Consider the following 15,464-nt stretch of genomic DNA (forward strand, 5'->3'; position numbering starts at 1 on the left):
GGACCTGACCGAGCCTCCGGCTGACGCCTACTGACGGCCCGTCACCGCGCGGACCCGCAGCCGCAGGCCGCGCGGGGTCAGGGTGCTCCGCGCGGCGGGCCGCACCGCTGCGGCGGGCTCGACCTGCCAGCGGCCGGCGATCACCGCGAGCGAGAGCGCGGCCTGGGCCAGCGCGAACTGCTCGCCGATGCACTTGCGCGGGCCGCTGCCGAACGGCAGGTACGCGGTGCGGTCCGGCTTGGTGTCGCGCCAGCGGTCCGGGTCGAAGCGCTCCGGGTCGGGGTAGAGGTCGGCGCGGTGGTGCAGCAGGTAGGGGCTCCAGGCGACGGTGTGCCCGGCGGGCACCCGGTGGCCGCCGAGCTCGGCCGGGCCGGTGGTGTCGCGGGTGAGCATCCAGGCCGGCGGGTAGAGCCGCAGCGCCTCGGTGACGGTGTGCCGGGTCAGCGGCAGCGCGGGCAGGTCGGCCAGGGTCGGGGCGGCGCCGCCGAGCACCCGGGCCAGCTCGGCCCGCAGCCGCCGCTGCACCTCGGAGTGGCGGGCCAGCAGGTGCAGGGTCCAGCCCAGCGTGGCGGCCGTGGTCTCGGTGCCGGCGACGAAGAAGGTGCGCAGCTGGTCGGTCACCTCGGCGTCGCTGAGCGCGCGCTCGGCCGTGCCGCTGTCCGGGTCGAGCGCGTCGATCAGGCTGGAGAGCAGGTCGCCGCCGCCGTTCGGCTCCGCGCGGCGGCGCACGGCCAGCTCGCCGAGGGTGCGCTCGAACCGCTCGGTGGCCAGCCGGTAGCGCCGGTTGGCGGGGATCGGCAGCCGGTCGAGCGGCGGCGGGGTGAGGATCTGCCGGAACGAGCCGTCGAGCAGCACGGCCAGGTCGGCCAGCAGCTGCCGGCCGGTGGCCTCGGGCAGCGTGGTGGCGAAGATCGCGGTGAGGGTGCTGCGCATGGTCATGGTGAGCAGTTCGGCCGGGACGTCCAGCAGTTGGCCGTCCCGCCAGGAGCTCGCGGTCCGCTCGGCCGAGGCGCCGAACTGTGCGGCGTAGTCGGGCAGTCGGTGCGGGTGGAAGGAGGGCTGGCAGAGCCGGCGCTGGCGCCGGTGCAGCTGGTGCGGGCAGCCGGCCAGGCCCTCGCCGACGAGGTCCTTGGAGCGCTCGGCGATCGGGCCCACCTTGTCGAAGGTCCGGTCGTCCAGCAGCAGTTGGCGGATCAGTGCGGGCTCGCAGACCAGTAGCACCGGCAGCGGCCCGATCCGCACCCGGACCAGCGGACCGGACCCGGCCAGGCCGCGCAGGAAGCGCAGCGGGTCGCGCAGCAGCGGCAGCGCGTGGCCGAGGCCGGGCAGGGCGCCGGGCGCGGTCGGTACCGGGCTGCTCATGCTGCTCCTCCGCTCGTCGGCCGGGCCCTCCAGGCTAACTGACGCGGCGTCAGGCCAGGGTGAGGATGCGCGGCCCGTCGTCGGTGATGGCGACGGTGTGCTCGACGTGCGCGGCCCGGCTGCCGTCGTGGGTGCGCAGGGTCCAGCCGTCCGGGTCGGCGTGGAACACGTCGCGGCCGCCGGCCAGCAGCATCGGCTCGATCGCCAGCACCATGCCGTGCCGCAGCTTCATGCCGCGCCCGGGCCGGCTCTCGTTGGGCACGTCCGGAGCCTCGTGCATGGCCCGGCCGATGCCGTGGCCGCCGAAGCCGTCGGGGATGCCGTAGCCGGCGCCGCGGGCGACGGAGCCGATGGCGTGCCCGATGTCGCCGATCCGGGCGCCGACCACCGCGGCCGCGATGCCCGCGGCCAGGGCCTGCCGGGTGGTCTCGATCAGCTGCAGGTCGGCCGGGCGCGGGGTGCCGACGGTGAAGCTGATCGCCGCGTCGCCGGTCCAGCCGCCGAGCTTGGCGCCGCAGTCGATGCTGACCAGGTCGCCGTCGCACAGCCGCTGGTCGGTCGGGATGCCGTGCACGATGGCGTCGTTGACGGAGGCGCAGATCACCGCCGGGAAGGGGGTGGGCGCGAAGTGCGGCCGGTAGCCGAGGAACGGCGAGGTGGCGCCGGCCTCGCGCAGCACCTCCCGGGCGGCGGCGTCCAGCTCGCGCAGCGACACGCCGACCGCAGCGGCCTGCCGGACCGCCGCCAGCGCCTCGGCCACCACCCGCCCGGCCTCGCGCATCGCCGCGATCGCGCGATCGCTCTTGAGTTCCACCATGACGGGACCACCCTCCCTTTGCACCAATTCTTATACCGGTATTAGTATCACGGTCATGGTGCGCACTCCTCTCACCCCTCAGGAACGCGAACGCGGCGAACGCCTCGGCGCCCTGCTCCGGCAGGCCCGCGGCGACCGCAGCATGGTGGAGATCGCGGCGCTCGCCGGGCTCTCCGTCGAGACGCTGCGCAAGATCGAGACCGGCCGGGTGCCCACGCCGGCCTTCTTCACCGTGGCCGCGCTGGCCGGCGCGCTCGGGCTGTCGATGGACGAGCTCGTGGTGCTGGCCGGCGCGGTGCCGCAGGACGGGGGCCGGGCGGCGGTGGCCTGAGCCCGGCAGTCCCGGAGCTGGACGCTCAGGCGGCCTTGACGGGGCGTTGGAGCGAGTCGAGGGCCGCGCCGGCTTGGTCGGCGAGGGTGGTGGCGACCAGCCGGGCCTGGTGCGAGGGCACGGTGCCTGGGGTGCCGGTGAGCATGAACCGGCCCAGGTACTTGCCGGTGCCGAAGATCCGCAGCTCCACCGCCTCGGGCGGCAGGCCGAGGCGGTCGGTGTCCCAGGGCTGCCCGCCGACGCTGATCGAGCCGTCGGCCTCCAGGCGCGGCGGGTGCCCGAGCAGAGAGCCGTACTCGAAGCTGCACTCGCTGAGCTGCAGCAGGTCGGTCAGCTGGGCGCGGACGTGGTCCACCACGGTGAGCGCCGAGTTGGCCGAGCGGGCCAGCACGGCGGCGCCGCGCACCCGGGAGAGGTGGTCGGCCCCGGTGATCGCGACCATCCGGTAGTGCCGGGCCCGCGCGGCCAGTTGGGACACCGTCAGCCCGACGGCCAGCAGCAGGCCCGCGGTGACCAGGTCGGCCGACTTGCTGATGTCGACGGTCTGGTACGGCCGGGTGAAGAAGAAGTCGAACCAGAGCGCCGCGGTGACCGCGGCGAGCGCGCCGGCCAGCTGCCGGCCGGAGATCGCGACGGCGACCACCACGGCCACCAGCAGCAGCGCCACGTTGGTGTTGGCGAAGTGGCCGCGGGTCGGCAGCAGCAGCGCGCAGAGCGCGAGCGGGCCGAGCAGGGCGGCCAGCACGGGGACGGTCGGGATCGGGCGCATCGTCGCACCTCCTGCTCTCCGGTGTAAGCACTGCCGGTCGCCACCACAAGCGGTACGCGCCGGTGTTGACGGGATCCTTGCGTGGGTTCCCCCGGACGGCCGCGCCGGTGGCACGGCCGTCAGTCGGCGGTCGGCCAGTCCCAGCCGAGCTGGAGGAAGAGGCCGAGCCGGTCGGAGACGCAGCGCAGTTCGCTGATCCGCCGGTCGCGCAGGGTGAAGACGAAGATCGCCTCGTTCTCGAAGGACCGGCCGGTCGGCTCCGGCATCCGCGGGTGCGAGGCGGAGCTGGTGCCGCTCTGGGTGACCCGGGCGACCACCTTGTCGCCCTCCTCGATCAGTTCCTCGACCCGCACCCGGTACGGCGCCAGCGCGCTGAGCTGCAGGGCGATCGCGGCGAAGGCGGCGCCGGGCTCGTCCGCCTCGCCGAAGACGATCTTGTTGTGGTCGACGACGTCGGCCGCGAGGTAGTCGCCGAGGTCGGCGATCCGGCCCTCGTCGAGCGCCGCGAAGAAGTCGGCGACCAGTTGCTTGCGGGAGGTGGCGGTCATGATCGAGTCTCTTTCTTACGCTGTAAGAGTCCGGCTGCGGGATACTCTGGTCTTACGGCGTAAGAATGTCAATGCGGTGGGAGTGGACGGGTGGCGACGAGTACGGGCAAGCGGGTCGGCCTGAGCCGGGAGAAGGTGCTGCGCACCGCCCTGGAGCTGGCCGAGCGGGACGGCGTCGAGAAGCTGTCGATGCGTCGGCTCGGCACCGCGCTGGGCGTCGAGGCGATGACGCTCTACCACTACGTCCCGAACAAGGCCGCCCTGCTGGACGGGCTGGTCGAGCTCGTGGTCCGCGACGTCCGCCCGGACTTCACCGGGCCGCCCGCCGAATGGCCCTCGCGCCTGCGGGAGTTCGCCGTGCGGTTCCGGGCCGAGCTGCTGCGCCGCCCCGGCGTGATCCCGCTGGTCGCCACCCGCCCGGCCGGCTCCGCCGGGGCGCTGCGGGCCGTGGAGTCGGCGGCGGCGCTGCTGGTCGCGGCGGGGCTGGATCCGGTGGCCGCGCTACGGGTCGTCAACTCCGTGAGCACGCTGGTGGTCGGCCACTGCCTGGCGGAGGCCGCGACGACCCCGGGGCACGGGGAGGAGACGGAGCCGGAACTCGACCTGGCCGACTTCCCGGTGCTGGCCGCCGCGGTGGCGGGCGGGCTGGGCACCGCGCAGGACCACCAGGCCCGGTTCGACCTGGCCCTGGACGCACTGCTGGCGGGGCTGGTCGCGGCGGTGGGGTAATTCCTGGTGGCCGTGGCGGGGGAGCGCGTAGGGTGCGGTGATCGCACACGGAACGGCGTGAAGGGGCGGGCATGCTGGAGGGGTTGGTCGAGGTCACCACGGAGTCGGAGCTGGCCGGGCTGGTCGGTGAGCCGACTCCGGTGGCGGCGGACAAGGTGCGCGCCACCCTGCACGAGCACGACCGGGCCTGGCTGGCCGCCTCCCCGCTCTGCGTGGTCGCCACCTCGGCGGCCGACGGCAGCTGCGACGCCTCGCCGAAGGGTGACCCGGCCGGCTTCGCCCTGGTGCTGGACGACACCACCCTGGTGATCCCCGAGCGCCCGGGCAACCGCCGGACCGACGGGTTCCGCAACATCCTGTCCAACCCGCAGGTCGGGCTGCTCTTCCTGATCCCGGGCCGCCCGGACACGCTGCGGGTCAACGGCCGGGCCCGGATCCTGCGGGACGCGCCGTTCTTCGACCGGATGGTGGTGAAGGGCCACCGCCCGCAGCTCGCGCTGCTGGTGGAGATCGAGCAGGTCTTCTACCACTGCCCGAAGGCGCTGCTGCGGGCCGGGGCCTGGCAGCCGGAGAAGTGGCAGCCGGAGGCGGCCCCGTCCCGGGCCCGGATCGCCAAGACGCTGGAGCAGCGGCCGGAGAGCGTCGCCGAGCTGGAGCGCTACTACGGGCCGCAGTACGCGGAGCGGATCTACACCTGAGGCACCGTCGGCCCTGCGGCGCCCCCACGGGCGACCGCCGCAGGGAGGAGGACGGCCGCCCGGGAGGGCATCGGTGAGCACGAGCGGCTGAGCGGGCCGCGGCGCCGCCTCGACGCTACGCCGGCCGACCGCCGGCTCCGGCCTGCCCTGACACGTTCTTGACCGTGGGAGCCGCGGTCCTGACGCACTGTTGACACCATTCACCAACCCAGGGGGAACGCATGACGAGCGTGCCGCGCAGTCTTGTCTTCGGCGAGGTCGCCGAACTGTACGACCGGGCCCGGCCCGGCTACCTGCCGGAGCTCTACGCCGCGGTGCTGGACTACGCCGCACTGGACGGGGCCGCACTGGACGGCGCCGCCGCACTGGAGATCGGCGCCGGGACGGGCAAGGCCACCGTCGGACTGGCCGACCGCGGGGTGCCGCTGGTCGCGCTGGAGCCGGACGCCAGGATGGCGCAGGTGCTGCGCCGCAACACCGAGCGGTGGCCGCAGGTCGAGGTCGAGGTCGGGCCGTTCGAGGAGTTCCAGCCCGGGGAGCGGCAGTTCGGCCTGCTCTTCGCGGCCACCTGCTGGCACTGGGTGGACCCCGACCGCCGCTGGGAGCTGGCCCGCCGCGTGCTGCGGCCGGGCGGGGCGGTGGCGCTCTGCTGGAACCCGCAGGGCATCCTCGACCCGCAGGTGTTCGCCCGGCTCGACGCGGTGGCGAGGCGGTACGGGATGGGGGACGTGCTGTTCGAGCCGGCCGCCACCTTCGACGAGGCGCCGCAGGACCGCGAGGACTGGCCGCTGGCGGAGTGTCAGCTGGCCGGCGGGTTCACCGACCCGCGCTCGCTGCGCTTCAGCGCCCGGGCGTACTGGACGACCGAGGAGTACGTGGGCCTGCAGGCCTCGATCTCGGCCTACCGGATCCTGCCGGAGGACGTCCGGGAGCGGGCGCTCGGCGAGGTCGCCGAGGTGCTCGACGCCAACGGCGGTGGTGTGGAGGTGCTCCAGGTGAACGATCTCTTCCTGGCTCGTCGGAGCGCAGCTACTGAAATCTGACGTGTGACATTGTATTGTCTCCTTCCATGGGTGGGGGAGCCGGCCGTCGGTGGGGGCGGCCGGCTCCGTTCTCATGACACGTAGTGCGTGTTACCGTCGGAGCCCGCCGGAAAGTGAGCAGGAGCGATCGTGCGTACCAACGATGCCCAGATGTTGGTGCTCTCCGCCTTGGCGGACGGGCCGCTGCACGGGTACGGGGTCAATGCGACCATCGAGCGGATGACCGGGAACCGGCTGGGGCGGGGCAGCCTGTCGAGCGCGCTCTCCCGACTGCGGGACAAGGGACTGGTCGAGCAACTGGCCGGCGAGGGCCGGCGCCGCCCGCTGCGGCTGACCGAGGACGGACGGGCCACCCTGGAGCGGGAGTTGGCCGCACTCGCCGAGGTGACGGGGCGGATGTTCGAGACCGCGGTGCCGGACCGGGCCGGCTACCTGGACCGGCTGGCCGCCACCGACCCCGGCCGCACCTACAAGGAACTCGCCCTCGCGGCACTGGACGTGCGCCCGGGTCAGCTGGTGCTCGACCTCGGCTGCGGACCTGGCACCGACCTGCCCGCGTTCGCCGCGGCGGCCGGCCCCGACGGCCGGGTGATCGGCGTCGACGACGACCCGCGGATGGTCCGGCTGGCCCACGAGCGCACCGCCGCGCTGCCCACCGTCGAGGTGCTGCGGGCCGACGTGCACGCCCTCCCGCTGCCCGACGGCTGTGCCGACCGCGCGCACACCGACCGGCTGCTCCAGCACGTCGCGGACGTGCCGGGGGTGTTGGCCCAGGCCCGCCGGGTGCTGCGGCCGGGCGGGAGGCTGGTGGCCGCCGAACCCGACTGGGACACCCTGGCCCTGGACCACCCCGACCTGGAGATCGCCCGCGGCTACACCCGCCACATCGCCGACCGGATCGTGCGCAACTCCGTGGTCGGCCGCCAACTCCCGCGGCTGGCCGCCCGGCAGGGCTTCACGGTCAGCCAGGTCACCCCGGTCACCACGGTGCTGCGCGACCTGCGCACCGCCGACCAGATCCTCGGCCTCCAGCGCAACACCGAACGCGCCGTCGCCGCAGGCTACCTGACGCGCGTTCAGGCGACCTCGCTGCTCACCCACCTGGCCGAGGGCCCGTTCTTCGCGGCCGTGACCCTGCACGTGGTCACCGCCGAGCGGACGGACTGAGGCCCGCCCCTCGGGGGCGGGCCTCGGTCCGTGCGGGTGAGGGAGTGTCAGGGGACCACCACCGGGACCGGGATGGTGCCCGGCAGGCCCGGGACGCCGAGCTGCGCGCCGCGGTAGACCCGCAGGTAGTCGGCGTTCAGCACGATCGGGGCGGTGCTGTTCGGTGCCGGGTGGTAACGGCCCGAGACGATCGACAGGTTGAGGATCAGGTACGCGGACCAGTTCGCGCCCACCCCCGTGTGGTCCTCGAAGACCCGCTTGCCGTTGAGGTACCACTCGTTGTTGGTGGCGCCGTAGCGCACGCCGATGGTGATCCAGGCGCCGGGGTAGACGGTCTTCGGGTCCTCGTAGTACAGCCCGGCCGGGCGCATCCGGTTGCTCAGTTCGAGCAGGTTCGGGTTGTCCGGGTGGTACTCGAAGGTGTCGATCTCGTTGCCGCCGTCCTTCCATGTCCACAGCGCCGGCCAGGCGCCCTGGCCGGTGGGCAGTTGCAGCCGGACCTCGGCGTAGTCACCGGGGCGCAGCATGAAGCCCCGGCTGGTGCTCTCGGTGGTGATCAGGCCGGTGTTCCAGGAGCGCTTGCCGCTCTCCAGCAGGTTGGCGCCCGGCGTGGCGGTGAAGGTGACGTCGCCGTCGGCGACGGTGGTGGCGCTCGGCTGGATCCAGTCCAGCTTGTCGTCGTCCGGGTTGTGGTTGCCGTACCGGTAGGCGCTGCTCTTGCTGTCGTTCCAGGTGCTGCCCAGCGCCAGCGGGCCGCCGAACTCGTCGTCGAAGGCCAACTGGCCGATCGGACCGGGCGGTTCGATGCCCGCGGTGACCACCAGGCGGCGCTCGGGCAGGTTGTGGTAGGTCGAGCCGGTCCGGTACCAGCCGAACTCGCGGTAGGTGCCGGCGGGGAAGGCGCGCTGGCCGGAGGTGAAGGTGTAACCGGTCGGGCAGATCTGGACGTTGGTGGCGCTGCCGGGGAAGTCGAGGTTGTTGTCCTGGGCGTCGCGGACGCCGACGCCGACCTCGTCCACGGTCAGGCAGCCGGTGGAGGCGAGTTTGAGGGTGGCCGCCACGGGGGCCTCGGCGGTCGCGGTGACCGGGGTGAGGTCGCGCTCCTCGACGGTCGGAGTGTTCACCGTGAGGGTCTGGCTGGTCAGGTTGTGGTAGGTCGAGCCGATCCGGTACCAGCCGAACTCGCGGTAGCTGCCCGCCGGGAAGGCGCGCTGGCCCGAGGTGAAGGTGTAACCGGTCGGGCAGATCTGGACGTTGGTGGCGCTGCCGGGGAAGTCGAGGACGTTGTCCTGGGCGTCGCGGACGCCCACGCCGACCTCGTCCACGGTCAGGCAGCCGGTGGAGGCGAGCTTGAGGGTGGCCGCGACCGGCGTGTCGGCGGCGGCGGTGGTCGGCGTCAGCCCGCGCTCCAGCACCGTCGGCGGTGCCACGGTGAGCGTCTGGGTGGTCAGGTTGTAGTAGGTCGAGCCGATCCGGTAGAAGCCGAACTCCTGGTAGCTGCCGGCCGGGTAGGCGCGCTGGCCGGAGGTGAAGGTGTAGCCCCCGGGGCAGATCTGCACCCGGCCGGTGGAACCGGGGAAGTCCACGTTGCGCCCGGCGCTGTCGCGCACGGCCACGCCGAGCTCGTCCACGGTGGTGCAGGAGGGGGCGGTGACCGAGAGGGTCGCGGAGACGGGGGTGTTCGGCAGGGCGGTGGTGGGGATCAGGCTGCGCTGCACCACCACCGGCGGTGCCGCGGCGGCCCGGGTGGCCGGGATCAGGGGGAGCAGCAGGCCCAGGGTGAGCAGGGCGGCCCTGCGCGGGAGGGCTGTGCGGGCCGGGAAGGCTGTACTGGCCGGGAAGGGCACGGGACTCCGATCGGCGCTCGGGGGATCAGTTGGTCTGGACGGCGAAGGCCCGGGAGTGCGAGATGTCCGGGTGGTCGGGGTCGTAGACGGTGACCAGGCCACCGTCCAGCCGCTGACCGCCCAGTACTCCGCCGTCCACCTGCACCGGGATCTCCAGCACGGCGGTGCGCAGCAGCGGCAGGCCGGTGTCGAAGGTGCAGTCCAGGCCGTTGGCCTCGGCCGGGTCGGGCCGGCAGTCGCCCGGGAAGTACGGGCCGACGGGGGTGACCCGGGCCGGGATCCGCACCTTCACCGCGAAGTTGGCGTCCGTCGGGTCGGGCCCGTAGTTGGCGATCAGCGCGCGCAGCGTGGTGGTGCCGCCGGGCGCGACCTGGGCGGCCTCGGCCTCCACCACCCGCAAGCCGGAACGTTCCGCCTCCGGTGGCTGCCGGTCGGCCGGTCGGCCGGCTGACGCACCGTCAGAAGCCGTGGGCGGCGGCGGTGCAGCGGGCGCTGCCGGGGCGTGCGCGGCCGGCGCAGGTCGGGCGGGCGCCGCCGGTCCGGTGAGCCCGCCCGCCATCGCCGTGCCGGTGCCCACCGCGCAGGCGGTGGCGACCAGCCCGACGCGCCACCAGGTCGAACCCCACAACCGAGACATGAAACCGCTCCAGTGATCGCCGGTCAGTGGCGCCAGCATGCCCCCGGCCGGACCGCCACTCGGAAGCAGCCACACCGCAGGGCCGCCACCATCCACCCGGGCGGAGCACAGCCACCGGGGGTGCGACGCGGACACGCCGCCGGACCCGCGCGCGGCGGGCCCGACGGCGTGTCGGATTGACGGAGCGTCAGCTGGTCGTCAGCCGTTGACCTGCACCACGGCGGTCTTCCCGGCCGGCACCGACACCGTCGCGTAGGTGTAGGTGTTGCCGTCCACCGTGGTGGTCCGCACCGGCTGGGCCACCCCGTTCACGGTGATGCCCGCGTGGCCGCCGGTGAACTGCGCGGTCCAGCCGAGCGTGCCGCCCGAGGTGTTGGTCAGGGTGGACTTGGTGAGGCCGTCGTGCCGCAGCGTCACCGTGTTGGCGCCGACCGGGATCGAGGTCAGCTGGAGGTAGCCGATCTGGCCGGGCAGCTCGGCGTGGGTGGTGAGCGCGTGGCCGGCCGCGTCCGGCTGGACGCCCATCAGGCCCTGCACGGTCTGGCTCAGCAGGGTGAAGGAGACCTCCGGGTAGTCGGCGTTGAGGAAGCCGCCGGAGTGCTGGTTCTCGATGTTGGCGTAGACGTACTGCATCCACTTCCAGCCGGTGGCGCTCATGTCGTGCGCGAAGAAGACGTCCGGCAGGTAGGTGTCCGCCTCCAGGTTCGACGGCGCGCCCGGGCCGGAGGCCTGGCCGTCGATGAAGTTGAGGTAGTTGGTCTCCCGGTAGCCGGGGTCCATGATGCCCTTGAGCGGCATGAACCAGGAGTTCTCCTTGCCGAAGTCGGTGTAGGCGTTGCCGCTGGTGTCGTAGGCCCGCACCACGGAGTTCCAGTCGTTCGGGCTCCCGCTCCAGCCGTTGTTGTAGTAGCCCTTCAGGTCGGCGGCGGCCGCCGAGTACGTGGCGGCGGCCGCGCTGTCGCCCTTGGCGCTCGCCAGCGCGGCGGCGGCCAGGTCGGCGGCGTACTGCGAGCCGATCGAGTCGCCGGACTCGGCCAGGGTGGCGCCGTTCTCGTTGTAGCTGGCCACGCCCTGGAAGATGTCGCCGCTGCTCGCCTCGGCGATCTGGTGGCCGTTGTTGTTCAGCGGGCCGGTGTGGGAGGCGATGAACGGCCCGACGGTGTTGCTGACGTAGCTGGAGAGGGTCGGGTCGTTCAGGTAGTCGCTGTCGCCGGTCCACTGGTAGGCGTCGTCGACCTTCTGGGCCAGCTCGAACGGCGCGGGCAGCTCCCGGACGAAGTCGGTCGGGCTGTGGTAGTCGATCGAACCCGGCGTCTTCGCATCGAAGTTGACGGACCAGTACGGGTCGTAGTTCTGCGCCTGGGTGGCCGAGGAGGCGAAGGCCTTCAGCATGGTCTTGTTGTCGGCGTCCAGGCCCAGCAGGTGCGCCCCGACCAACTGGTGCGCGAAGTCCCGGGAGTAGAAGTCCGAGCGGAACGGGTAGCCGGCCCAGTAGGTGTTGCTGTAGACGCCCTGGCCCGCGCCGCCGGTGTTGTTCTCGTCCGCGTTGATCGGACCGGTCGAACCCGGCTGGCTGGCGAAGGAGTTGGCCTTGGTCTTGGCCCAGTCGAAGAGCGCCGCCAGGGTGGCGTTGTCGGAGCTGATCTGCGGGTCGTTGGGCGCGGACAGGGCCACCGAGACGTCGTCCGCGTTCACCCAGCCGGTGGCGGCCGAGCCGATCGCCAGGGTCACCCGGTCGCCGGCCTTCACGGCTATCCGGGGGACGGTGTACTTGGCGTAGACGCTCTGCGAGGGCAGCTGCACGCTGCCCGCCGTACGGCCGTTGACCTGCACGCTCAGGGTGCCGCCGGCCGCGCCGGTGGCGATCCAGGCGCTGAAGTCGTAGCGGCCGGCCTGCGGCGCGGTCACGGTCTGGCTGACGCGGTAGCCGGTGCCCGCGTCCAGGTAGACCGCGTCGGCGCCCAGGTGCGGGTTGTTGGTGCCGATCCCGGTGTGCGCCGTGAAGGTCCAGCCGCTGGTGCCCTGCTCGAAGCCGGGGTTGGCGTAGGCCAGCGGATCGGCCCGGCTGAGCAGCCACTCCTGGCTGCGGGTGCCCGCGCAGGCGTCCTGCCGCACGGCCGGGGCGGTGCTCCCCGCGGCGGGCAGGTCGAGGCAGAGCGCCGAGCCCTGCGGCTGCACCAGGGTGGACCCGTCGGCCGCGGTGGCCAGGGCGAAGAGCTGGCCGGCGCCGCCGCAGGCGTCCTCGACCAGTGCGGTGCCGGCCGCGGTGGAACCGCCCGGCACGGTCAGGCACAGGCCGGTGGCGGCCCGGTCCGCGACGGTCCAGCCGCCCGTGCCGTTCGAGGTCAGCTGCCAGCGCTGGCCGAGCAGGCCCTGGCAGGGCTGCCCCACCACGGGCGTCTGCGCGCCGGTGGCGTCCCACTGGCCGCCCAGGCACTGGCCGGTCGCGCCGGAGGCGAGGAAGTAGGAACTGCCCGAGACCGGGGTGGCGCTGGTCGCGGCGCCGGCGATGCCGGCCGGCAGCAGGGTCATGGCGCCGGCGGCGAGCGAGACCAGGCCCAGATGGGCGTGGATGCGGCGGTGGGGGCGGTGCGTGCGGTGCGACAAGGGGATCCTCCGACAGCGTTGTTGGGGGAGTGCCCCGGCGCCCTCAGCTGGGGGGACGCCGGTCGAGGTGGGGGCCGGTGGAACCGCGCACCACCACCTCCGGCTGGAACATCAGCTCACCGGCCGGGACCTGACGGCCCGACAGCAGGCCGACCAGGCCGCGGGCGACCTCGGCGGCCAGCCGGTCCACCGGCTGGCGCACGGTGGTCAGCGGCGGATCGGTGAACTCCATCAGCGGGCCGTCGTCGTAGCCGATCACCGAGACGTCCTCGGGGACTGACAGGCCCGCCCGGCGCGCGGCGCGGATCGCGCCGAGCGCCATCTGGTCGCTGCAGGCCACCACGGCACTCGCGCCGTGGGCCAGCAGCTGCTCGGTGGCGAACTGGCCGCCCTCGACCGAGTAGGTCTGACGGACCACCAGTTCCGGCTGGTCGCCCAGCCCGAGGGCGGCCATCGCCGCCCGGTAGCCGGCCACCCGGCGATCGGCCGGGCGGTTGCCGGCCGGACCGGCCGCCATGCCGATCCGGCGGTGGCCCAGCCGGTGCAGGTGACGCACCGACAGCTCGGCCGCGTAGGCGTCGTCGCTGGAGTAGGCGATCGAATGGCCGCCCCGGAAGCGCCCGTTGATGCACACGTAGGGCACCGCGCGGGCCTCCAGCAGGTGCAGCACCTCGGGGTCGAACAGGTCGAGGGTGTTGCTGGCGGAGCAGAAGACGATGCCGGTCGCGCCCAGGTCGAGCAGCGACTTCAGGAAGTCCCGCTCCTGCACCCCGCCGGGCAGCGCCGGGCAGACCACGGCGCGCAGCCCGTGCGGGGCCAGCGCCAGCCCGATCTTCTCGGCGAGTTCGCTGAAGATCGGGCTGGACAGCCCCGGGGTGATCACCCCGATGATGCCGCCGCCGCTGATGCTGCGCTCGTAACCGAGCTCCTCCAGCGCCCGTTCGACCACCTGACGGGTCTTCTGGGAGACCCCGCTCTTGCGGTTCAGGACCCGGCTCACCGTTGCCAAGCTCACCCCGGCGCGCTGCGCCACCTCGGTGATCTTGACCTTCTCCTGCTCCATGCCACCCTCGATGCGTTGATGCCAGTGCTGCCCGATCGGCGGTAACTATGTCACTCGGTCACCTGGCAGAGCCCGCCCGGCGGGACGGCGAGGGAGTGCAGTCCCGGGGTCAGGGCGAGCTCCAGCGGCGGCTGCGGCCGCCCGGCCGGGTCGAAGACCTCGAACCGCACCTGCCGGGTCGGGCCGGTGACGTCCAGCAGCAGCCGGCCGGCCGGGGTGGCGTTGATCAGGGTGAGGGAGCGCCAGCCCGCGGTGTCGAGGGCGGCGGGCCGGTCGACGTAACTGGTGATCACCAACTGGTCGTCGTACCGGGCCGCGACCTGCGGGTAGAGCTCGTCCGGGCGGCCGGGCTCGTAGTGGCCGCCGGTCAGCGCCGGCCGCAGCCGCTGCCAGGTGGCCAGCCAGAACGCCAGGGTCCGCCGGTGCGGGTCGGAGAGGTTGGCGAGCCGGGTGGAGATCTGCGGGACGGCGTGCAGGGCGCCCTGGAACTGGCGGGCCACGGTCGCCGGGGCGGCCTGCGGGTCCCACATCAGCATGTCCGAGTGGACGGCGCCGCCCGGGGCCAGCAGGCCGATGTCCAGGGTGCGGATCCGGTTGGCCAGCGCGTCGGCCGGGCAGTCGTTGGCCCGCAGCTGGTTGCCGAAGGCGGTCATCGCGGGGCCGGTGTAGGGCTGGCGCAGCTCGATCACGAACTCGTCGCCGCGCAGCTCCCGCAGCTCCCCGCACAGCCGGGTGAGCAGCTGGGCCATCGCCAGGCCGACGTCGTGCACGTAGCCGGTGCCGATCTGCTCGGGGATCGGCGCGCCGGTGTAGGCCGCGGCGGCCTCGTCCAGGAAGTCGATCTTCAGGCCGTCCAGGTCGTAGCGCTCGACCACCTCCCGGCAGGTGCGCACGATGTGCTCGCGCACCTCGGCGTGCCGCGGGTCGAGGATCCGGCAGTCCAGCACGTGGTCGTGGTGTGGGGCGAGCCGGGCCCACTCGGCGTGGGCGGCGGAGCGCTCGCCGAGCAGCAGCGGGGCGATCCACGCGGTGTAGCGCAGGCCCAGCGCCCGCACGGTGGCGACGTGCCCGGCGAGGTCCGGGAACTTGGCCGGGTCGGCCTGCCAGTCGCCGCAGCCCGAGTAGCCCCGGCCGCTGGCGTGCAGCTGCCAGCCGTCGTCCAAGTAGAGCTGGCCGAAGCCGAGTTCGGCGGCGAGTCGGGCCTCCCGCTCGACCTCGGCGGCCGACACGTCCTGGGTGAAGGCGTACCAGGTCGAGTAGACCGGGGTGCGGCCGAAGCCGGGGGTGGGCAGCGGGGTGCCGCCGGGCAGGGCGGCGAACCAGTCGCGCAGCTCGCGCAGCGCGCCCGCCACCGTCCGGCCGGGCGCGGCCAGGCGCACCCGCAGCGCGGCGCCGGCGGCGAGCCGGCAGCGCAGCCAGACGCCGAAGCGCTTGTGCTCCTCCGAGACGCCGAACCGGATCGCGGTCTGCTGCGCGGTGCGGTCGGCGCCGAAGGCCAGCAGGGCCAGGCCCTCGGCGTCGTAGAGCACACCGGCCGGCGCCGAGTCGATCAGCGAGACGGCCCGCCACGGCGACCAGTCGGCGGGCAGGGTGCGGACCCAGCCGGCGTTCGGGTGCCAGTAGCCGGCCGCGTCGCCGAGCGGCACGTCCAGGCGCAGGGTCAGCTCGACCTGCTCGGTCGCGGTGACCTCGACGGTGTCCTGACTGCTCGTCAGTTCCACTGCGCCGTGCGGGGCCTGGACATTGATCCGGGCGCCGTGCAGCTCCAGCCCGAGGGCGCCGGGGTGCCACTGGTCGGGCGTGAAGGTGGGCAGCACAGCGAGGTCGATGGAGCCGGTCTCCACGG

The 15,464-nt window shown here is 73.6% G+C and carries 14 protein-coding genes; 5 read left to right on the forward strand and 9 right to left on the reverse strand.

The features are described 5' to 3' along the window. Positions 1-27 precede the first annotated feature (27 nt). Together FHX73_RS27135 and map are read right to left on the reverse strand one after the other, a co-directional pair. A complete protein-coding gene (locus FHX73_RS27135; protein WP_145907930.1) occupies positions 28-1,362 on the reverse strand; it encodes a cytochrome P450 in 1,335 nt (444 codons plus the stop codon). Positions 1,363-1,411: 49 nt separating this feature from the next. Then, positions 1,412-2,179 (reverse strand): type I methionyl aminopeptidase, encoded by a 768-nt coding sequence (gene map / locus FHX73_RS27140; protein WP_145907931.1) that lies wholly within the window; start codon positions 2,177-2,179, stop codon positions 1,412-1,414. A gap of 55 nt (positions 2,180-2,234) precedes the next feature. Here map and FHX73_RS27145 point away from each other — a divergent pair, with 55 nt between their 5' ends. Continuing rightward, positions 2,235-2,510 (forward strand): helix-turn-helix domain-containing protein, encoded by a 276-nt coding sequence (locus FHX73_RS27145; RefSeq protein ID WP_145907932.1) that lies wholly within the window; start codon positions 2,235-2,237, stop codon positions 2,508-2,510. A gap of 25 nt (positions 2,511-2,535) precedes the next feature. Here the strand turns inward: FHX73_RS27145 and FHX73_RS27150 are convergent, their stop codons facing one another. After that, positions 2,536-3,279, reverse strand: a complete 744-nt coding sequence (locus FHX73_RS27150) for a DUF4118 domain-containing protein (protein ID WP_145907933.1) — start codon at positions 3,277-3,279, stop codon at positions 2,536-2,538. A 119-nt stretch (positions 3,280-3,398) separates the two neighbouring features. After that, positions 3,399-3,827 (reverse strand): ester cyclase, encoded by a 429-nt coding sequence (locus FHX73_RS27155; RefSeq protein ID WP_145907934.1) that lies wholly within the window; start codon positions 3,825-3,827, stop codon positions 3,399-3,401. Between the two features lie 90 nt (positions 3,828-3,917). Between FHX73_RS27155 and FHX73_RS27160 the strand changes: the two genes are divergently transcribed. From FHX73_RS27160 to FHX73_RS27175, 4 genes are all read left to right on the forward strand, one after another. Continuing rightward, positions 3,918-4,556, forward strand: coding sequence for a TetR/AcrR family transcriptional regulator C-terminal domain-containing protein (locus FHX73_RS27160; protein WP_211786264.1), 639 nt, complete (start codon positions 3,918-3,920; stop codon positions 4,554-4,556). Positions 4,557-4,627: 71 nt separating this feature from the next. Continuing rightward, positions 4,628-5,254, forward strand: a complete 627-nt coding sequence (locus tag FHX73_RS27165) for a pyridoxamine 5'-phosphate oxidase family protein (RefSeq protein WP_145907935.1) — start codon at positions 4,628-4,630, stop codon at positions 5,252-5,254. Between the two features lie 221 nt (positions 5,255-5,475). Beyond that, positions 5,476-6,297 (forward strand): class I SAM-dependent methyltransferase, encoded by an 822-nt coding sequence (locus FHX73_RS27170; protein ID WP_145907936.1) that lies wholly within the window; start codon positions 5,476-5,478, stop codon positions 6,295-6,297. Between the two features lie 129 nt (positions 6,298-6,426). Continuing rightward, a complete protein-coding gene (locus FHX73_RS27175) occupies positions 6,427-7,464 on the forward strand; it encodes a methyltransferase domain-containing protein (RefSeq protein WP_145907937.1) in 1,038 nt (345 codons plus the stop codon). A 47-nt stretch (positions 7,465-7,511) separates the two neighbouring features. Here the strand turns inward: FHX73_RS27175 and FHX73_RS46465 are convergent, their stop codons facing one another. From FHX73_RS46465 to FHX73_RS27200, 5 genes are all read right to left on the reverse strand, one after another. After that, positions 7,512-9,311 carry a glycoside hydrolase family 16 protein gene (locus tag FHX73_RS46465; RefSeq protein WP_246213745.1) on the reverse strand — a complete coding sequence of 600 codons (1,800 nt, stop codon included), beginning with the start codon at positions 9,309-9,311 and terminating at the stop codon, positions 7,512-7,514. A gap of 25 nt (positions 9,312-9,336) precedes the next feature. Beyond that, on the reverse strand, positions 9,337-9,948 hold the full coding sequence (locus tag FHX73_RS45685; protein ID WP_145907938.1) for a hypothetical protein: 612 nt from the start codon (positions 9,946-9,948) through the stop codon (positions 9,337-9,339). A 198-nt stretch (positions 9,949-10,146) separates the two neighbouring features. Further along, positions 10,147-12,555, reverse strand: coding sequence for an RICIN domain-containing protein (locus FHX73_RS27190; RefSeq protein ID WP_145907939.1), 2,409 nt, complete (start codon positions 12,553-12,555; stop codon positions 10,147-10,149). A 43-nt stretch (positions 12,556-12,598) separates the two neighbouring features. Next, a complete protein-coding gene (locus FHX73_RS27195) occupies positions 12,599-13,618 on the reverse strand; it encodes a LacI family DNA-binding transcriptional regulator (protein WP_145907940.1) in 1,020 nt (339 codons plus the stop codon). Between the two features lie 50 nt (positions 13,619-13,668). Continuing rightward, positions 13,669-15,462, reverse strand: coding sequence for a glycoside hydrolase family 36 protein (locus tag FHX73_RS27200; protein ID WP_170305041.1), 1,794 nt, complete (start codon positions 15,460-15,462; stop codon positions 13,669-13,671). Positions 15,463-15,464 lie beyond the last annotated feature (2 nt).

The organism is Kitasatospora viridis (genome assembly GCF_007829815.1).
Taxonomy (GTDB): Bacteria; Actinomycetota; Actinomycetes; order Streptomycetales; family Streptomycetaceae; genus Kitasatospora; species Kitasatospora viridis.